Genomic DNA, 19597 nt, shown 5'->3' with positions numbered 1-19597 from the left:
AAACACGTTTCCATTTGCTACTCGCCCCCGCCCGAGAGAGCTGTCATGCAAGATTCCCCGAACCTGCTGGTCTTTTCCGGCAATGCCAATAAACACCTTGCGCAGAGCATCTGCAAGGAACTCGGGGTAAGACCGGGCAAGGCACTGGTTTCCAAGTTTTCCGATGGTGAGGTGCAGGTCGAGATCCAGGAGAACGTGCGTAAGCAGGACGTTTTCGTGGTTCAGTCCACCGGCGCTCCAAGTGCCGAAAACCTGATGGAACTGCTGGTGATCATCGACGCGCTCAAGCGCGCGAGCGCCGCTTCCGTCACCGCGGTGGTGCCGTACTTCGGTTACGCCCGCCAGGATCGCCGCATGCGTTCCTCGCGCGTGCCGATCACCGCAAAGGTTGCTGCAAAGATGTTCTCGGCCGTGCACACCGACCAGATCCTCACGGTCGACCTGCACGCCGATCAGATTCAGGGTTTCTTCGACATGCCGGTCGATAACGTCTATGCGTCGCCGCTATTGCTGGCCGACATCTGGCGCGTCTACGGCACCGACAACCTGATCGTGGTCAGCCCGGACGTAGGTGGCGTGGTACGCGCCCGCGCCGTGGCAAAGCGCCTGGATGATGCCGACCTGGCCATCATCGACAAGCGCCGCCCGCGTGCCAACGTTGCCACCGTGATGAACATCATCGGTGACGTTGAAGGCAAGACCTGCGTGATGGTCGACGACATCGTCGACACCGCCGGCACCCTGTGTGCTGCCGCTGCTGCCCTCAAGGCGCGCGGTGCACTCAAGGTCGCCGCCTACTGCACCCATGCCGTGCTCTCGGGCCCGGCGGTGGACAATTTGAACAACTCCCAGCTCGACGAGCTGGTGGTGACCGACACGATTCCGCTTTCCGAAGTGGCCCGCGTCTGTCCCAAGATCCGCCAGATCAGCGTGGCCGAAATGCTGGCCGAGACGATGCGCCGCATCGCCTTCGGTGAGTCGGTCAGCTCGATGTACGTGGATTGATGCATCCGGTCCCCGGCTTGCCGGGGATCATCACGGGCTCTTCTGGTCGCGGAAGAGTCTTTACGCAACGCCGCGAGGCGATGCAACAACCTAGAGTAGTCAACAATGGCAAATTCCCACGAAATCAAAGTCGCCCGTCGTGACGTGCAAGGTCAGGGTGCGAGCCGCCGCCTGCGTCACGAAGGCGTGGTCCCGGGTATCGTTTACGGTGGTGACAAGGAGCCGGTGAAGGTCCAGTTCAACCACAACGAAATCTGGCTGGCCCAGTTCAACGATTGGTTCTACTCGTCGATCATCGACCTGAACCTCGACGGCACCATCCACAAGGTGCTGCTGCGTGACATGCAGCGTCACCCGTACAAGCAGCTGGTCATGCACCTGGATTTCCAGCGCGTGAACGAAAATGAAGTGCTGCACGCTTCGGTGCCGCTGACCTTCATCAACGAAGACACCTCGCCGGCTGGCAAGGCTGCCGACGTGCTGGTCACCCACGAACTGAAGGAAGTGGCGATTGCCTGCTTGCCGAAGGATCTGCCGGAGTCGATCGAAGTCGACCTGGGCGAGCTGAAGGCTGGCGACATCATCTACCTGTCGGGTCTGAAGCTGCCGGCTGGCGTTGAAATCCCGGCACTGAAGCTGGGCAAGGGCCATGACGACGCAGTTGTCATCGCCAAGACCGCCGCTGCAGAAGAAGCAGCAGCCGAGTAATCGGCTATGTTGCGCCCGCTCTCCGGAGCGGGCGCAGCAGGTGTATCTGACAGATGACTGGCTTGCGATTGATCGTTGGTCTCGGCAACCCCGGACCCGAACACGCCCGAACCCGGCATAACGCTGGGTTTCATTTCGTTGAGGCCCTGGCAGAGCGGCAGGGCGCGCGCTGGGCGTTGGAAAGCAAATTGTTCGGCGAAGTCGCCAAGGTCGAGATTGCCGGACAGCCGGTATGGCTGTTGAAGCCGGCGACCTACATGAACCTGTCTGGCAAATCGGTCACCGCCGCGCAGCGGTTCTGGAAGATCGAGCCGGAAGAAACCCTGCTTGCCCACGACGAACTGGACATGCCGCCCGGCCTGGCCCGGCTCAAGTTCGACGGCGGTCATGGTGGCCAGAATGGCCTGCGTGACACCATCCGTCTGCTCGGTCATGGCAAGTTCCACCGTCTGCGTCTTGGCATCGGCCATCCCGGTCACAAGGACCGCGTGGTGGGTTGGGTGCTGGGCCGTCCGTCGCCAGACGACGCCATACTGATGGCACAGGCCATCGATGCGGCCATCGACGTGATGCCGTTGGCGGTAGCCGGCGATTTCAGCGAAGCAATGAAGCGGTTGCACACCACCAAGTGAGCGAAAAATGGGGAATGGGGAATGGAACGGCAACAGGCCCTTCCGCTTCTCCATTCCCGATTTTCCATTCACGGGAGTTCAAGCATGGGTATCAAATGCGGCATCGTCGGTCTGCCCAATGTCGGCAAGTCGACCCTGTTCAATGCGCTGACCAAGGCGGGTATCGCTGCGGCCAACTTCCCGTTCTGCACGATCGAGCCGAACACCGGCGTGGTGCCGGTGCCGGATCCGCGCCTTGATGCGCTGGCTGCCATCGTCAAGCCGGAGCGGGTGATCCCGACCACGATGGAGTTCGTCGACATCGCCGGTCTGGTCGCTGGTGCGTCCAAGGGTGAAGGCCTGGGCAACAAGTTCCTGGCTCATATCCGCGAGACCGATGCCATCGCCCACGTCGTGCGCTGCTTCGAAGACGGCAACGTCATCCACGTGGCCAACAAGGTCGACCCGATCGCCGATATCGAAACCATCGATACCGAGCTGGCGCTGGCCGATCTGGAATCGGTGTTGAAGGCACTGGATCGCGCTACGCGTGCGGCCAAGGCCAACGACAAGGAAGCACTGGCCCGCAAGCCGGTGCTGGAAAAGCTGGCTTCGGCACTGGATCAGGGCAAGTCGGCGCGTGCCGCCGGCCTTGATGCCGATGAGAAGGCGCTGATCCGTGACATGTTCCTGATCACGCTGAAGCCGCTGATGTATATCGCCAACGTCGCTGAAGACGGTTTCGAGAACAATCCGCTGCTGGACGTGGTGCGTGCCCGCGCCGAAGCCGAAGGTGCCGAAGTGGTGCCGGTGTGTGCTGCCATCGAAGAAGAAATGGCGCAGCTGGACGACGCCGACCGCGACGAGTTCCTCAAGGACCTGGGTCTGGAAGAGCCGGGCTTGAACCGCGTGATCCGTGCCGGCTACAAGCTGCTGGGCCTGCAGACCTATTTCACCGCAGGTGTGAAGGAAGTCCGCGCATGGCAGCTGCGTGCTGGTTCGACCGCGCCGCAGGCCGCTGGCGTGATCCACACCGACTTCGAGCGTGGCTTCATCCGTGCGGAAACCATCAGCTACGAGGATTTCATCAACCTCAAGGGTGAGCAGGGCGCCAAGGAAGCCGGCCGCCTGCGTCTGGAAGGCAAGGACTACATCGTCAAGGAAGGCGACGTGCTGCATTTCCGCTTCAACGTCTGATCCTTTGGATGTTGCAGTACCAACAAGGCCCCGCATTGCGGGGCCTTGTTGTATCCGGGGTTTGTTGTGTGGTCAAAATTTGATCACTATTTTGAAAGCATTGCAGTGCAAGGCCTGCGCGCAGTTGTCCACAGCCTTCTCCATTCATTGCACACAGCGGTTGTGGAGAAATTCCAGTGCAAGACGCTTGCTTGTAGGAGCGACGTCAGCCGCGAGGCTGGCACAGCTGAAGCTCCGAGCATCTACGCAACCTGATGATGTACGTGTTTCGCGGCTCACGCCGCTCCCACAAGACGGGTGTGGCAGCTGCTTTTGTAGGAGCGGCGTAAGCCGCGAAGCTTGCATGGTGAAGCTCAGGGCATCTACGCAACCTGATGGTGCATGAGCTTCGCGGCTTTCGCCGCTCCTACAAAAAAGCCGCATGCTTTCGTTGTAGTGCATTGGCTAAAATTTGACCATCATTCTGAAAGCATTGCAGCGCAAGGCCTGCACGCAGTTGTCCACAGTCTTCTCCATCCATTGCACACAGTAGCTGTGGAGAAGAGCCCATTGTGTAGCCTCCGGAATGTCGGTCAGCGGTAGCACCGAGGGCCGCACAAACAACAAGGCCCGCCAATGGCGGGCCTTGTTGGCAATGCATGGAACCAGGCCTTACAGCGCCTTGCCGCCCAGCTTCCAGGTGAGCTGCAAGTAGTAGCTGCGGCCCATGCTGTCGAACCACGAGGTGTCGTAGTACGGGTAGTTCGACCAGGTCGGGTCCTTCGGCGGCATCTTGTCGAACAGGTTGTTGACCGACAGCGACACCCGCAGGTGATCGGTGATGTCGTAGCGGGCGCCGGCGTTGAAGCGCCAGGTGGCCTCGGTCCATGCATCGTTGTCGTAGTTGGCAACCCGGCCCAGATAGCTGCCGAACAGGCTGGCGCCCCAGGCACCCTTGTCCCAGCTCACGCCCAGGTTCGACTTCACCCGCGGCAGCGTGGTGGCGCTGAAGCTGACATCGAGCATGTCTTCCTTGGGGTCGCCAGGGAACTGCTGGCGGGTGTGGCGATGGGTCCAGTTGTACTGGCCGGTGAAGCTGAAATTGCCTGCGTTCGCAGTCTGCAGACGGTAGTTGGCAGCCACGTCGATGCCCGAGGTTTCCTCGTTGGCGATGTTGATCGGGCCGAAATGCACGCTGGTGATGTTGCCGTCACCGTCACGGATCACGCGTGCCAACGCGTCCACGCAGGTAGGCGAGTTGATGTCGACGGCTGCGCCACTGTCAGTGCTGCCCAGGCGGCAGTTGGCTTCGGTGATGCGCAGAAGCTCGCGGTCCTGCGTCTGCACCTGGTTCTCGATCTGGATCTTGTAGTAATCCACCGCCAGGTCGAAGTTGGCCACCGGCGACCAGACAAAGCCAGCGGAGAACGACTTGCTGGTTTCCTCATCCAGGTTCATGTTGCCGCTGTAGACGTCGAACGTGCTGCCGTCATAGCCGCCGTCGTCATAACAGTAGCCATCGGTGACACCGGGCTCGGCAGTGCGGCACTGGAAGTAGTCGGTGGCGAGGCGGGTGCGGTAGTAGTCGTTCCCCGCAAACAGGTAGTGCATGTCAGGTGCGCGGAAGCCGGTTCCGTAGGAACTGCGCAGCAGCAAGGTATCCAGCGGACGCCATTCCAGGCCGGCACTGTAGGTGAACTTGCCCGGGCTCTTGTTGCCGTAGCTATAGCGGTCATAGCGGCCGGCAACGCTTGCCTGCAGGCTGGAGGCGATTGGCAGGCGCAGTTCGCCGGCAGCGCTCCAATGATCACGGTCACCGCTGCCATCGCCATAGCGCGGGCCGTAATAGGCGTCTTCGGTGAGGGCAAGCGGATCGGGGTTGATCTTGTAGGACTGCTCGCCGTACTCCACAGCGCCAGCGAAGCCGACGTCACCTGCAGGCAGCGAGAACAGCGAGGCGGTATCGACGGTGAAGCTGAGGTTGTCGTTCTTGGCTTCCGGGCGGAACGTGGACATTGCCGCGATCGAGGCAAACTCGGCCTGGGTCAGTGGCGTGAACAGGCGTGCCGGATCCGGGGTGTAGATCGCGATGCCGTCATCGTCATAGCCCTGCAGTTCGCCCAGGAACAGGCGATTGGCTGCGGCTGCCTTGATACGCGGCATCTTTACATCCGCCTTGTACTGGGAGTGGTTGTAGGCGGCTTCCCAGTTCCATTCCTCGGCGAACATGCCCTTCAGGCCGGTAGTTACCGCAAACGTCTTCTGGGTGGTGGTGTTCATGCGGTTGCGCAGGCCGCCCATTTCCTCCGGGGTGAACTGGCGTGCCCAGTTCTCATAACGCTCGGTAGTGGCGTTGTAGAAGATCTTGTTGCGGTAGTTGCCTTCCGAGTTCGGGTCATGGAACTCCCAGCCCATGTGGTCGCTGGCGACATCATTGCCATTGGTGCCGGTAAGCAGCTTGACCTTCTGCTGGCCAAGCTGGACATCGGCAAACCACGACAGCGCATCGTTGAACCGATACTCGAACGAGCCATAGGCATTGAAGCCTTTGCGCTCGTTCTGGATGGTGCGATAGGCAATGGCGCGTTCGCTGCCGCAATACGGGCCGTAATCGTTCTCGGCGAGCACGGTGGTGCCGCCGTTGAGGCCGGCCATCGCCGCGCAATTGTCGGCCGGGGCGATGTTTTCATCGTCGTCCCAGTTCTGCAGCTGCGCGATCAGGCGCGGCAGTTGGCGTTCCGCAGCAGGTGAATCCAAGGTTGAATCCTGCACGCTACGGTCGGTGCCCCACAGCGGGCGCTTGTTGATGAGCTCAACGCCGACGATGCCGCTGAACTTGTCCTGCTCAAAGCCGGTGGTGATCGTCAAATTCTGCGATGAGCCACCGCCGCGGCTGGTGTCGCCAAAGCGGTAGTCGAAGGTGGTGCCATCGGTGGACTTCTTGAGGATGAAGTTGATGACGCCGGCCATCGCGTCCGAGCCGTACACCGCCGAGGCGCTACCGGTCAGCACTTCAATCCGGTCGATCATGCCTAGCGGGATGTTGCCGACATCGGTGAAGTTGCTGCGGCCATTGAGCGGCAGCGGGAAGTCGGCGATGCGCCGACCGTTTACCAGTACCAGGGTGTGGTTCGGGCCCAGGCCGCGCAGATCAACTGCCTGCGCGCCAGGGGTGGACTGAGCGCCAGTGGTGTTCTGCTGTCCCTGCGTGCTGCCGCTGTTCTGGCTCAAGGAGCGCAATACGTCCGGAACCGAGGTGAAGCCAGCGGACTTGATCTGTTCTGCGGTCACTACGGTGACCGGCGCCGGGCCTTCGACCTGGGCGCGCGGGATGCGCGAGCCGGTGACCTGCACCGTGTCGAGCTGTTGCGGTTGGCCTTGGGCGGCGGTCTGCGCCAGGGCGGGGGCGGCCATCGACAGCAGGGCCAGTTGGATTGAACACACCATTGCGTGCTTACGCATGAATCAGCTCTCTGATGAAAAGTGTCCGGATTTATCCTGTCGGCATGTAGGGGAATGCCGGCCAACCCTGTCTGTAATGTGAATGGGTCCACATCATCTAACACCTTTTTTACACGCTTGACCACTGCCGAAAAGTCTGGCATTACAGCTGTAAGCGGTTACATGCATCAGATTGAGGTTGTTATGAAACGTAAGAGTTCCTGGTTGGGGCGGCTGGCTTTGGTCGTGGCTGCTTTCGCCACGGCAGGCGTGCTTCACGCCGAGGATTCGCGTGGCATAAGCGCTGCTGGTTACCACTATTACGAAGTAGGTGATCTCGATGCGCCGCGCCCGGGCAAGACCGAAGCGGCCATGATGTTGATGGGCGGCGGCGACTGGGTGCCAGAGGCATTCCACTGGTGGGTTGAGCGTGCCGGGCACGGCCGCGTGGTGATCCTGCGCGCCTCTGGTGACGACAACATGCAGAAAGAGCTGTACTACGACATCGGTGGCGTCACTGCAGTGCAGACGCTGGTGTTCGACAGCCGCAAGGCGGCCGATGATCCGGCCGTGCTGCGGGTGGTGCGTGGCGCGGACGCGATCTTCATCGCCGGCGGTGACCAGTCGCGCTACATCCGCTTCTGGAAGGGCACCGAGCTCAATAATCTGCTCAATGAGCATGTCCGTGCCGGTAAGCCGATCGGCGGTACCAGTGCTGGCCTGGCCATCCTCGGCGGCTACGCCTATGGCGCGCTGGATGGGGGTAGTGTCAATTCACCGGCCGCATTGAGCGACCCGATGGGGAGCAAGGTGACCATGGACCGGGATTTCCTGACCATGCCCTACCTGTCCAACGTAGTGACCGATACCCACTTCGCCAAGCGCGATCGTCTGGGGCGGTTGATTGTGTTTGTCGCGCGCGCCGCGCAGGAAAAAGGCCAGGACGATATCGTCGGCATCGGCGTCGATGAGGACACCGCCTTGTGCGTGGAGGCGGATGGCCGTGGCCGGGTGTACTCGCTGGTTGATGGCTATGCGTGGCTGGTGATGCCGCGGCACACGGCAGATCGCCTGAGCAATGGTGAGCCCTTGGAGTTCAGTTCCATTCCCGTGACTGGCGTGGGGGCGGGCAGTCGTCTGCAGCTGGATGGGTTCAAGGTCGACAACGCTGCCTTCACTGCGATGGCCAGTGTCGTCGACGGCGAGCTGGAGCTGCATCCCAACTGAGTGCTCGCGGTCAACAGACAAAGGGGCTTCGGCCCCTTTTTTGTTGCCCTTGGGAGTGGCTGCTACAGGCGAGGGGTGGGCTCGGCTGGTGCCAGGAAGAAGCGCAGGCGACTTTGGTAACTGTTCAGAGTGGCTGGCACCTGCCTAGAATCGGGGTTCAATTCGGGAGTGAAGAAACATGAAGCTGACTTCTGCAGTATTGCTGGGCCTGGCGTCGCTGTCCTCGGGGGGCGTCGCGGCAGCCGAGGTCTCTCCCTTGTTGGTCATCCATGGCGGGGCAGGCGTGGAGCGCAAGGATTTCAGCGCTGCAGAGGAGCGTGCAGCACGCGCGGCGTTGACCGAGGCGTTGCGCCAAGGCCATCAGGCCTTGGCTGCTGGCAAGTCTGCGCTGGATGCAGTGACTGCCGCGATCACCGTGCTGGAGAACGATCCGACCTTCAATGCAGGGCGGGGCGCGGTGTTCACCCATGACGGCAAGAATGAGTTGGATGCCTCGTTGATGGATGGCGCCACGCTGCGCGCCGGTGCTGTCGCCGGTGTACACACCGTCAAGAACCCGATCCTGCTGTCGCGCGCGGTGATGGAGCATTCCCCGCACGTGATGATGGTGGGGCAGGGTGCGGAGATGTTTGCCGCAGAGCAGAAGGTCGAACTGGTGGATCCGTCTTACTTCCGCACCGAGAAGCGCTGGGAACAGCTGCAGCGTGCATTGAAGGAAGAGGCGGCGGGGCAGGCGCATGTCGATCTGGAAACCGCCAAGCATTTCGGCACCGTCGGTGCGGTTGCGCTGGACAGCCAGGGCAAGCTCGCCGCGGGTACTTCCACGGGCGGCATGACCAACAAGCGCTATGGACGTGTTGGCGATTCGCCGATCATCGGTGCGGGTACGTATGCCAGCGACCAGTGCGCGGTATCAGGTACCGGCTGGGGTGAGTACTACATTCGCCTGTCCGTCGCGCATGAGATCTGTGCGCGTATGAAGTACTTGAAGGAAACGCCCGCACAGGCGGGCGATGAAGTGATCGTCAAGCGCATCCCTGAGCTCGGCGGTGATGGTGGCGGTATCGTTCTGTCTGCGGATGGCAAGGCTGCATTTCCGTTCAACACCGAAGGCATGTATCGCGGTTGGATTGGTGCAGATGGTGTGCCGCACGTGGCGATTTTTGCCGACGAAAAGATTAAGATGCCCGGCGAGTGATCGGCACCGCCGGTGCAGAAAAAGAAATTTCACCGAATGTGAAGATTTCTGTTGACAGCATCGGCGCTGATCACCAAAATAGCGAGCTCACCCACCCCTGACCGGCAAGGCCGCGGTCCTCGACAAGGGAGTGGAATGGAGGGATACCCAAGCGGCCAACGGGGGCAGACTGTAAATCTGCTGGCTTACGCCTTCGGTGGTTCGAATCCACCTCCCTCCACCAGTTTTATGTTGTGACGTGTTTTCCCGGTGCGGGAGTAGTTCAACGGTAGAACCTTAGCCTTCCAAGCTAATGGTGCGGGTTCGATTCCCGTCTCCCGCTCCATTGAACGAAACGAAAAAACACGGCATAATAGACAACTCGCTCACGTAGCTCAGTCGGTAGAGCACCTCCTTGGTAAGGAGGAGGTCGAAGGTTCGATTCCTTTCGTGAGCACCATCTTTCGCAGATAGTGCACAACTAACCCTGTTACCGAGAAGAAGCAGCCATGTCCAAGAGCAAGTTCGAGCGTACCAAGCCGCACGTCAACGTCGGCACCATCGGCCACGTCGATCATGGCAAGACCACGCTGACTGCCGCGCTGACCAAGATCGGTGCAGAGCGCTTCGGTGGCGAGTTCAAGGATTACTCCTCGATCGATGCCGCGCCGGAAGAAAAGGCTCGTGGTATCACGATCTCGACCGCGCACGTTGAGTACGAATCTGCTTCGCGTCACTACGCCCACGTGGATTGCCCGGGCCATGCTGACTACGTCAAGAACATGATCACCGGTGCTGCCCAGATGGACGGCGCGATCCTGGTCTGTTCGGCTGCTGACGGCCCGATGCCGCAGACCCGCGAGCACATCCTGCTGTCGCGTCAGGTCGGCGTGCCGTACATCGTCGTGTTCCTGAACAAGGCCGACATGGTTGACGATGCCGAGCTGCTGGAACTGGTCGAAATGGAAGTCCGCGAGCTGCTGAGCAAGTATGACTTCCCGGGCGACGACACCCCGATCGTGCACGGTTCGGCTCGTATGGCGCTGGAAGGCGACCAGAGCGACATCGGCGTGCCGGCCATCCTGAAGCTGGTCGATGCACTGGACAGCTGGATCCCGACCCCGGAGCGTGACGTCGACAAGCCGTTCCTGATGCCGGTGGAAGACGTGTTCTCGATCTCGGGCCGCGGCACCGTGGTGACCGGTCGTATCGAGCGCGGTGTGATCAAGGTCGGCGAAGAAATCGAAATCGTCGGTATCCGTCCGGTCCAGAAGACCACCGTCACCGGCGTGGAAATGTTCCGCAAGCTGCTCGACCAGGGTCAGGCAGGCGACAACGCCGGTCTGCTGCTGCGCGGCACCAAGCGTGACGACGTCGAGCGTGGCCAGGTTCTGGCCAAGCCGGGTTCGATCAAGCCGCACACCCAGTTCGAAGCCGAAGTCTACGTTCTGTCGAAGGACGAAGGCGGCCGTCACACCCCGTTCTTCAAGGGCTACCGTCCGCAGTTCTACTTCCGTACCACCGACATCACCGGCGCTTGCGAGCTGCCGGAAGGCGTCGAGATGGTGATGCCGGGCGACAACGTCAAGATGACCGTCACCCTGATCAACCCGGTGGCAATGGACGAAGGCCTGCGCTTCGCAATCCGTGAAGGTGGCCGTACCGTCGGCGCCGGCGTGGTTGCTAAGATCGTCGCTTAATAAGCCTGTAGCGCCAGCAGTAAACGCTGTTGGTTGCGCGAAAGGCGGGCCGGGTAACTCGGTCCGCCTTCGCCGTCTAAGGTGATGTGCAATAGTCAAGTCATACGCCAGTAGCTCAATTGGCAGAGCAGCGGTCTCCAAAACCGCAGGTTGGGGGTTCGAGTCCCTCCTGGCGTGCCACTTGCAACTCTCTATCCAGTGACCTTGGTCGCACCAGCTACAAGAGTCGGATGAACAGCAAGATCGAACATTCCAAGTCCGCCGCTTCATCGGGTGGTGATATCGTCAAGTACGTCGGCGCTGCGCTGTTGGTGCTGGCGGGTTTGTTTGTCTGGTTCTGGTTTGCCGATCAGCCGCGTGCTGCCCAGCTGGGCGCGTGGGCCGGTCAGTGGCGTGCGCTGGCAGTGGTTTTGGGTCTGGTGGCTGGTGGTGCAGTGTTCATGCTGACCACGAAGGGTCGTCAGACAATTGAGTTCCTTTCTGAATCCCGTTTCGAGCTGCGCAAGGTTGTGTGGCCGACCCGCCAGGAAGCTATCCGCATGACGTGGGTGGTGGTTGTGGTGGTGATCGTGCTGAGCCTGCTATTGGGTGGCTTTGATTTCGTGATCCAGAAGCTGACCCAGTGGTTCTTGGGTCGTTAAGGAGATATCTGTGAAGCGTTGGTACGTCGTTCACGCCTATTCAGGTTTTGAGAAATCGGTTGCGCAGGCGCTGCGTGATCGCATCGCGCGTGACGAGATGCAGGATCTTTTTGGTGATGTGCTGGTCCCCACTGAAGAAGTGGTGGAAATGCGCGCAGGCCAGAAGCGCCGCTCCGAGCGTAAGTTCTTCCCGGGTTACGTGCTGGTACAGATCGAGACTCACGAAGAAGCCGGTATACCGCGCATCGACAATGAAAGCTGGCACTTGGTGAAAGAAACCCCGAAGGTCATGGGTTTCATCGGTGGCACCGCTGACCGTCCTCTGCCGATCCAGGACAGCGAAGCCGCTGCAATCCTGAATCGTGTTCAGGAAGGTGTCGAGAAGCCGCGTCCGAAGGTGCTGTTCGAGCCGGGTCAGATGGTCCGTGTCACCGAAGGCCCGTTCAACGATTTCAACGGCGTCGTCGAAGAAGTCAACTACGAAAAGAGCCGCGTGCGCGTCTCGGTGCTGATTTTCGGTCGCGCCACCCCGGTCGAACTCGAGTTCGGCCAGGTCGAGAAAGCGATCTGAGGCACTGCTCGCCGCCTGTTCAGGTGGCGTCGCAAAAAGCTGCTACAATTTTCGGCTCCCCAATGCGGGAGCAAATCAAGGGCTGCCGCGAGGTGGCCTTTGGTGCGATTTCATAACGCGATGCCGGGACGCGTGATTCCCGGTCCGATGGGGAGCCTGTTGTCGCAAGGCGCTAGCACCCGGAGAGCACTTCAATGGCAAAGAAAGTAGTTGGTTATATCAAGCTGCAGGTAAAGGCCGGCCAGGCCAATCCCTCGCCGCCGGTCGGTCCTGCGCTGGGTCAGCGCGGCCTGAACATCATGGAATTCTGCAAGGCGTTCAACGCCGCAACGCAGAAGCTCGAGCCGGGTCTGCCGGTGCCGGTGATCATCACGGCCTATTCGGACCGTACGTTCACCTTCATCACCAAGAGCACCCCGGCGACCACGCTGCTGAAGAAGGCCGCTGGCATTTCTTCGGGCTCGAAGAAGCCGAACACCGACAAGGTGGGCAAGGTGACGCGTGCGCAGCTGGAAGAAATCTGTAAGGCGAAGGAGCCCGATCTGACGGCTGCCAGCCTTGACGCCGCCGTGCGTACGATTGCGGGCTCTGCCCGTTCCATGGGCTTGGTGGTAGAGGGTTAATCTGATGGCACTGAATAAGCGTGAGAAGGCCATCAAGGCCGCCGTTGTCCCGGGCAAGGCGTATGCCTTCGAGGACGCAATCAACATCCTGAAGACCGCCACCAAGGCCAAGTTCGTCGAGTCGATCGACGTTGCTGTGCGTCTTGGCGTGGACGCCAAGAAGTCCGACCAGCAGGTGCGCGGTTCCACCGTGCTGCCGGCCGGTACCGGCAAGTCGGTCCGCGTTGCCGTGTTCGCTCCGGCCGGTGCCAAGGCTGACGAAGCCCTGGCCGCTGGCGCCGAAGCCGTCGGCATGGACGACCTGGCTGAGAAGATGCAGGCCGGCGATCTGAACTATGACGTCGTCATTGCTACCCCGGACGCGATGCGCGTTGTCGGTAAGCTGGGCACCCTGCTGGGTCCGCGTGGCTTGATGCCGAACCCGAAGGTCGGCACTGTTTCGGCCAACCCGGGCGAAGCCGTCAAGAATGCCAAGTCGGGTCAGGTGCGTTACCGCACTGACAAGGCCGGCATCATCCACTGCACCATCGGCAAGGCCAGCTTCGAAAACGGCGCGCTGCAGTCGAACCTGCAGGCACTGCTGGTGGATCTGATCAAGGCCAAGCCGGCTACCTCGAAGGGCCTGTACCTGCAGAAGGTTTCGGTCAGCTCGACGATGGGCCCGGGCGTGACTGTTGACCAGTCCTCGCTGACCCTGAAGTAATTGTTTAAAGCGGCCTCGGTACCTTTGGTGCCGAGGCCGTCATTTTGAAGGCGTCGCGCAGGGTGACCTGCGTGGAGCCGTCAAAGACCGCAGGCGCGGTCAGCGCATATCGGCGACGGGCACGGAAGCTCGATTTGGCAGGGAGTCGCCGCCGATACAGCGAGGTCGCTTAATCGATTCGTTCTCGAATCACCCTGCGTAGATGGTGCCGCCCTTCTGGATTTTTCTGGTTCACGTACGTCTGGGTTTACCCAGGTCTGCACACTCCAGCTCTAGAACGGCCACCACCGGAGCATCACCCGATGCTCCCGGCGTCCAGGACGGATGCCGCCCAGGACCGCACACGGCTAGGAGCCGTAAGCGGAATATGTTTGAAGTGGAGATTGGAAGTTCGAGATTTACCAGCGTGGAAACCCGCTTGCGTTGATCCCGGATCACCGATTCCCGCTTAAACGGAGGAGTGCAATGGCTCTCAATCTGTCCCAGAAGCAAGAAGTAGTCGCCGAGCTGGCAGACATCGCCGCCAAGGCTCACTCCTTGATCGCAGCCGAATACGCTGGCACCACGGTCGCTCAAATGACCGCGATGCGTAAGCAGGCCCGCGAAACCGGTGTTTTCTTGAAAGTTGTCAAGAACACGCTGGCCTCGCGCGCCGTTGAAGGCACCGATTTCGCAGTTGCAAAAGACCAGATGGTTGGTCCGCTGCTGTATGCGTTTTCGCTTGAGGAGCCCGGCGCAGCCGGTCGCCTGATCAAGGATGCAGCCAAGGGTAACGACAAGCTGAAGGCGAAAGTCGTGGCAATCGGCGGGGAAGTTTTCCCGGCCAGCCACGTCGACGTGCTGGCATCGTTGCCGACCCGTGATCAGGCACTGGCCATGTTGGCCCGCGTCCTGACCGAGCCGGTCACCATGTTCGCCCGCGCCATCAAGGCTATCGGTGAAAAGCAGGAAGGCGGTGCAGCGGAAGCTGCCGAGCCGGCCGCTGAAGCTGAAGCCGTCTAAGCTCGACGTCCACGTGGTTCCGCACGGAACCTCAATCCAGAATATTTTTAAAAGGTAATCAAAATGTCCCTTACCAACGATCAGATCGTCGACGCGATCGCCGAAAAGTCCCTGATGGAAGTGATGGAGCTGGTCAAGGCCATCGAAGAGAAGTTCGGCGTCTCGGCTGCTGCCCCGGTTGCAGTTGCTGCTGCTGGCCCGGCTGCTGTTGTTGAAGAGCAGACCGAATTCAACGTCATCCTGAAGGATGCCGGCGCCAAGAAGGTCGAAGTGATTAAGGCTGTCCGCGCCATCACCGGCCTGGGCCTGAAGGAAGCGAAGGACCTGGCTGAAGCCGGCGGCGTCGTGAAGGAAGGCGCTTCGAAGGAAGACGCTGACAAGTTCAAGAAGGAACTGGAAGCCGCCGGCGCGACCGTCGAGCTGAAGTAATCAGTTCTTGCATCGTCATCGATTCACGGCGATGCAGCCAAGGCTGGGGGCGTAAAGCCCCCGGCCTTTGGTCGTTTCAAACCGTTGTAATGCCGGGCGTGCCTGGCAGGCAATAGAAAGACCAACGTGGCAAGTGTCAGGCGCTGCGCTCCAGACGATGGGGTGACCCGCAGCCGATACAAGCGAGTTGGCAGTTGGAAGTAGCAATAGAAGGCGTGCTGGTGCCGGCAATACCAGCGACTTCCAACTGACAATTTCAAGATTTCCTTACGGGTCGTGGACGCACGGCTCGCACAACAAGGTGGAAGACCTCATGACGTCCTATTCGTACACCGAAAAAAAGCGCATCCGCAAAGATTTCGGCAAGCAGCGCTCGATCCTCGAGGTGCCGTTCCTGCTCGCGATCCAGGTTGATTCGTACCGCGAATTCCTGCAGGAAAACATCGACCCGGCCAAGCGCTCCGACCACGGCCTGCATGCTGCGCTGAAATCGGTGTTCCCGATTTCCAGCTACAGCGGCAATGCTGCCCTGGAATACGTCGGCTACAAGCTGGGCGACCCGGTGTTTGACGAGCGCGAGTGCCGTCAGCGTGGCATGAGCTACGGCGCGCCGCTGCGCGTCACCGTGCGCCTGGTCATCTACGACCGCGAGTCGTCCACCAAGGCGATCAAGTATGTGAAGGAGCAGGAAGTCTATCTGGGCGAAATCCCATTGATGACTGGCAACGGCACCTTCATCGTCAACGGTACCGAGCGCGTCATCGTGTCGCAGTTGCACCGTTCGCCGGGCGTTTTCTTCGACCACGATCGTGGCAAGACCCACAGCTCGGGCAAGCTGCTGTACAGCGCCCGCATCATTCCGTACCGCGGTTCCTGGTTGGACTTCGAGTTCGACCCGAAGGACGCACTGTTCACCCGTATCGATCGCCGCCGCAAGTTGCCGGTGTCGGTGCTGCTGCGTGCGCTGGGCTACAACAACGAAGAGATGCTGGCCGAGTTCTTCGAGGTCAACACCTTCCACATCAACCCGGACGAAGGCGTGCAGCTGGAGCTGGTGCCGGAGCGTCTGCGCGGCGAAACGCTGAACTTCGACCTGGCTGACGGCGACAAGGTCATCGTGGAAGCAGGCAAGCGCATCACCGCGCGCCACATCAAGCAGCTGCAGGCGTCGGGCATTGCTGCCCTGGCCGTGCCGGACGATTACATCGTCGGCCGCATCCTGTCGCATGACGTGGTTGATGCCAATACCGGTGAGTTGCTGGCCCAGGCCAATGACGAAATCAGCGATGAGCAGCTGCAGAACTTCCGCAAGGCGGGCGTTGATGCAGTGGGCACGCTGTGGGTGAACGACCTGGATCGTGGCCCGTACCTGTCCAACACCCTGCGCATCGATGGCACCAAGACCCAGCTCGAAGCGCTGGTCGAAATCTATCGCATGATGCGTCCGGGCGAGCCGCCGACCAAGGACGCCGCGCAGAACCTGTTCCACAACCTGTTCTTCACCTTCGAGCGCTACGACCTGTCCACGGTTGGCCGCATGAAGTTCAACCGTCGTGTCGGCCGCAAGGAAGTCACCGGTGAGTCGGTGTTGTACGACCGCAAGTACTTCGGCGAGCGCAACGACGAGGAATCCAAGCGCCTGGTCGCCGCACACGGCGAAGGTTCGGACATCCTTGACGTGATCAAGGTGCTGACCGAGATCCGCAACGGTCGTGGCGTGGTCGATGACATCGATCACCTGGGCAACCGTCGCGTGCGTTCGGTCGGTGAAATGGCCGAGAACGTGTTCCGCGTGGGCCTGGTCCGCGTCGAGCGCGCGGTCAAGGAGCGCCTGTCGATGGCCGAGTCGGAAGGCTTGACCCCGCAGGAACTGATCAACGCCAAGCCGGTTGCTGCCGCGATCAAGGAATTCTTCGGCTCCTCACAGCTGTCGCAGTTCATGGATCAGAACAACCCGCTGTCCGAAGTGACGCACAAGCGTCGCGTCTCGGCACTTGGCCCGGGCGGTCTGACCCGCGAACGCGCTGGCTTCGAAGTGCGCGACGTGCACCCGACCCATTACGGCCGCGTCTGCACCATTGAAACGCCGGAAGGCCCGAACATCGGCCTGATCAACTCGCTGGCCGTGTTCGCACGTACCAACAAGTACGGCTTCCTGGAAACCCCGTACCGCAAGGTGCATGACGGCAAGGTCTCCGACGAGATCGAGTTCCTGTCGGCCATCGAAGAAAACGAGTACGTCATCGCCCAGGCCAACGCCCTGACCGATGCCAAGAACATGCTCACCGAGCAGTTCGTACCGTGCCGCTTCCAGGGTGAGTCGCTGCTCAAGCCGCCGGCAGAAGTCCACTTCATGGACGTCTCGCCGATGCAGACCGTGTCGGTCGCTGCGGCACTGGTTCCGTTCCTGGAGCACGATGACGCAAACCGCGCACTGATGGGCGCCAACATGCAGCGTCAGGCCGTGCCGACCCTGCGTGCGCAGAAGCCGCTGGTGGGTACCGGTATCGAACGTGCCGTGGCACGTGACTCCGGTGTGACCGTGAACGCACTGCGTGGTGGCGAGATCGTGCAGATCGACGCCGGCCGCATCGTGGTCAAGGCCAACGAGAACGAGATCACCGATCCGGCAGATGCCGGCGTGGATATCTACAACCTGATCAAGTACACCCGTTCGAACCAGAACACCTGTATCAACCAGCGTCCGCTGGTGAACGTGGGTGACGTGATCGCGCGCGGCGACGTGCTGGCCGATGGCCCGTCCACCGATATCGGTGAACTGGCGCTGGGTCAGAACATGCTGATCGCCTTCATGCCGTGGAACGGTTACAACTTCGAAGACTCCATCCTGCTGTCCGAGCGTGTGGTGGAAGAGGATCGTTACACCACGATCCACATCGAAGAACTGACCTGCGTTGCGCGTGACACCAAGTTGGGGCCGGAGGAAATTTCCGCCGATATCCCGAACGTGTCCGAGCAGGCCCTGAATCGTCTGGACGAATCCGGCGTGGTGTACATCGGTGCGGAAGTTCGCTCCGGCGACATCATGGTTGGCAAGGTCACGCCGAAGGGCGAGAGCCAGCTGACCCCGGAAGAGAAGCTGCTGCGCGCGATCTTCGGCGAGAAGGCTTCCGACGTTAAGGACAGCTCGCTGCGCGTTCCGCCGGGCATGGACGGCACCGTCATCGACGTGCAGGTCTTTACCCGCGACGGCATCGAGAAGGACAAGCGCGCCCGCCAGATCGAGGAAAACGAGATCAAGCGCGTCAAGAAGGACTTCGACGACCAGTTCCGCATCCTGGAAGGCGCCATCTACGCACGTCTGCGTTCGCAGCTCGTGGGCAAGGTTGCCAACGGCGGCGCCAGCCTGAAGAAGGGTGACGTGATCACCGATGCGTTCTTGGACGGTCTGAAGAAGTCCGACTGGTTCACCCTGCGCATGAAGGACGACGACGCATCCGATGCCATCGAACGTGCCCAGATGCAGATCCAGGCTCACGAGAAGGAATTCGAGCGTCGCTTCGCCGACAAGCGCGGCAAGATCACCCAGGGCGACGATCTGGCACCGGGCGTGCTGAAGATGGTCAAGGTGTTCCTGGCCGTGAAGCGTCGCATCCAGCCGGGTGACAAGATGGCAGGCCGCCACGGTAACAAGGGTGTGGTCTCCAACGTGGTGCCGGTCGAAGACATGCCGTACATGGCTGACGGCAACACCGTGGACATCTGCTTGAACCCGCTGGGCGTGCCGTCGCGTATGAACATCGGCCAGATTCTGGAAGTGCACTTGGGCTGGGCCGCAAAGGGCCTGGGCAAGCGCATCCAGGGCATGCTGGAACAGCAGCGTGCGGTCAGCGAGCTGCGTGAGTTCCTGGGCAAGATCTACAACCATGACTCGGCCATTTCCGAGCAGCGCGTGGACCTGTCCCAGTTCAGCGACGAAGAACTGCTGAACCTGGCCAAGAACCTGACCGACGGCGTGCCGATGGCAACCCCGGTGTTCGACGGTGCAGCGGAAGAAGAAATCCGCGAGATGCTGAATCTGGCTTACCCGGATGAAGCACCGGAAACCGCTCGTCTGGGCTTCAACGCCAGCAAGACGCAGATGCAGCTGTATGACGGCCGCACCGGCGAAGCCTTCGATCGCAAGACCACGGTCGGCTACATGCATTACCTGAAGTTGAACCACTTGGTCGACGACAAGATGCATGCCCGTTCGACCGGTCCGTACTCGCTTGTTACCCAGCAGCCGCTGGGTGGTAAGGCGCAGTTCGGTGGTCAGCGCTTCGGTGAAATGGAAGTCTGGGCACTGGAAGCCTACGGCGCGGCCTACACCCTGCAGGAAATGCTGACGGTGAAGTCCGATGACGTACAGGGCCGTAACCAGATGTACAAGAACATCGTCGACGGTGAGCACGAGATGGTCGCGGGCATGCCGGAATCCTTCAACGTTTTGGTGAAGGAAATCCGCTCGCTGGCCATCAACATGGAACTGGAAGGCGGTTGATTGCGCAGGCGCTGCTGCAGTGATGCATAAGCCCCGCCAGCACTGACTGACAGCCCATCGACACAGATTTCCTCCTTTC

The 19597-nt window shown here is 60.7% G+C and carries 15 protein-coding genes and 4 tRNA genes; 18 read left to right on the top strand and 1 reads right to left on the bottom strand.

Annotated elements, in window-relative coordinates; translation table 11 throughout:
* The first annotated feature begins 45 nt into the window (after positions 1 to 45).
* From ACVOK8_RS08735 to ychF, 4 genes are all read left to right on the top strand, one after another.
* Positions 46 to 1005: a ribose-phosphate diphosphokinase gene (locus ACVOK8_RS08735; protein ID WP_346498821.1), complete on the top strand. Its 960-nt coding sequence runs from the start codon at positions 46 to 48 to the stop codon at positions 1003 to 1005.
* Between the two features lie 105 nt (positions 1006 to 1110).
* The gene (locus ACVOK8_RS08730; protein ID WP_481566460.1) at positions 1111 to 1713 is read left to right on the top strand and encodes a 50S ribosomal protein L25/general stress protein Ctc; all 603 of its coding nucleotides are present in this window, start codon (positions 1111 to 1113) and stop codon (positions 1711 to 1713) included.
* Positions 1714 to 1766: 53 nt separating this feature from the next.
* Complete coding sequence (gene pth, locus ACVOK8_RS08725; protein WP_481566459.1) at positions 1767 to 2345, top strand: aminoacyl-tRNA hydrolase; 579 nt, start codon at positions 1767 to 1769, stop codon at positions 2343 to 2345.
* A gap of 84 nt (positions 2346 to 2429) precedes the next feature.
* On the top strand, positions 2430 to 3521 hold the full coding sequence (gene ychF / locus ACVOK8_RS08720) for a redox-regulated ATPase YchF (protein WP_481513051.1): 1092 nt from the start codon (positions 2430 to 2432) through the stop codon (positions 3519 to 3521).
* A gap of 651 nt (positions 3522 to 4172) precedes the next feature.
* On the opposite strand, the gene ACVOK8_RS08715 is transcribed toward ychF, so the two are convergent.
* Positions 4173 to 6962 (bottom strand): TonB-dependent receptor plug domain-containing protein, encoded by a 2790-nt coding sequence (locus ACVOK8_RS08715; protein WP_481566458.1) that lies wholly within the window; start codon positions 6960 to 6962, stop codon positions 4173 to 4175.
* Between the two features lie 162 nt (positions 6963 to 7124).
* Here ACVOK8_RS08715 and ACVOK8_RS08710 point away from each other — a divergent pair, with 162 nt between their 5' ends.
* The 14 genes from ACVOK8_RS08710 (at position 7125) to rpoB (ending at position 19518) form a co-directional block, all read left to right on the top strand.
* The gene (locus tag ACVOK8_RS08710; RefSeq protein WP_481566457.1) at positions 7125 to 8168 is read left to right on the top strand and encodes a cyanophycinase; all 1044 of its coding nucleotides are present in this window, start codon (positions 7125 to 7127) and stop codon (positions 8166 to 8168) included.
* A gap of 178 nt (positions 8169 to 8346) precedes the next feature.
* Positions 8347 to 9366, top strand: a complete 1020-nt coding sequence (locus tag ACVOK8_RS08705) for an isoaspartyl peptidase/L-asparaginase family protein (protein ID WP_481566456.1) — start codon at positions 8347 to 8349, stop codon at positions 9364 to 9366.
* A gap of 137 nt (positions 9367 to 9503) precedes the next feature.
* A tRNA-Tyr gene (locus ACVOK8_RS08700) sits at positions 9504 to 9589 on the top strand.
* Positions 9590 to 9617: 28 nt separating this feature from the next.
* Positions 9618 to 9691, top strand: a tRNA-Gly gene (locus ACVOK8_RS08695).
* A gap of 38 nt (positions 9692 to 9729) precedes the next feature.
* Positions 9730 to 9805, top strand: a tRNA-Thr gene (locus ACVOK8_RS08690).
* Positions 9806 to 9854: 49 nt separating this feature from the next.
* The gene (gene tuf, locus ACVOK8_RS08685) at positions 9855 to 11045 is read left to right on the top strand and encodes an elongation factor Tu (protein WP_481566451.1); all 1191 of its coding nucleotides are present in this window, start codon (positions 9855 to 9857) and stop codon (positions 11043 to 11045) included.
* 104 nt (positions 11046 to 11149) lie between these two features.
* A tRNA-Trp gene (locus tag ACVOK8_RS08680) sits at positions 11150 to 11225 on the top strand.
* 50 nt (positions 11226 to 11275) lie between these two features.
* Positions 11276 to 11686: a preprotein translocase subunit SecE gene (gene secE / locus ACVOK8_RS08675; protein WP_481530571.1), complete on the top strand. Its 411-nt coding sequence runs from the start codon at positions 11276 to 11278 to the stop codon at positions 11684 to 11686.
* Between the two features lie 10 nt (positions 11687 to 11696).
* Entirely contained in the window at positions 11697 to 12257 is a 561-nt protein-coding gene (gene nusG / locus ACVOK8_RS08670; protein ID WP_481566455.1) for a transcription termination/antitermination protein NusG, read from the top strand.
* Positions 12258 to 12451: 194 nt separating this feature from the next.
* Entirely contained in the window at positions 12452 to 12880 is a 429-nt protein-coding gene (gene rplK / locus ACVOK8_RS08665; RefSeq protein WP_057630030.1) for a 50S ribosomal protein L11, read from the top strand.
* A gap of 4 nt (positions 12881 to 12884) precedes the next feature.
* Complete coding sequence (rplA, locus tag ACVOK8_RS08660) at positions 12885 to 13583, top strand: 50S ribosomal protein L1 (RefSeq protein ID WP_481516757.1); 699 nt, start codon at positions 12885 to 12887, stop codon at positions 13581 to 13583.
* Positions 13584 to 14048: 465 nt separating this feature from the next.
* Complete coding sequence (gene rplJ, locus ACVOK8_RS08655; RefSeq protein ID WP_481516756.1) at positions 14049 to 14585, top strand: 50S ribosomal protein L10; 537 nt, start codon at positions 14049 to 14051, stop codon at positions 14583 to 14585.
* A gap of 63 nt (positions 14586 to 14648) precedes the next feature.
* Complete coding sequence (gene rplL / locus ACVOK8_RS08650) at positions 14649 to 15014, top strand: 50S ribosomal protein L7/L12 (RefSeq protein ID WP_303749025.1); 366 nt, start codon at positions 14649 to 14651, stop codon at positions 15012 to 15014.
* Between the two features lie 313 nt (positions 15015 to 15327).
* Positions 15328 to 19518 carry a DNA-directed RNA polymerase subunit beta gene (rpoB, locus tag ACVOK8_RS08645; protein ID WP_481566454.1) on the top strand — a complete coding sequence of 1397 codons (4191 nt, stop codon included), beginning with the start codon at positions 15328 to 15330 and terminating at the stop codon, positions 19516 to 19518.
* The last annotated feature ends 79 nt before the right edge of the window (positions 19519 to 19597 follow it).

The organism is Stenotrophomonas sp. STEN083, assembly GCF_056759195.1.
Note: the sequence above shows the minus strand (reverse complement) of the source record. Positions and strands in the feature narration are given on the sequence as shown.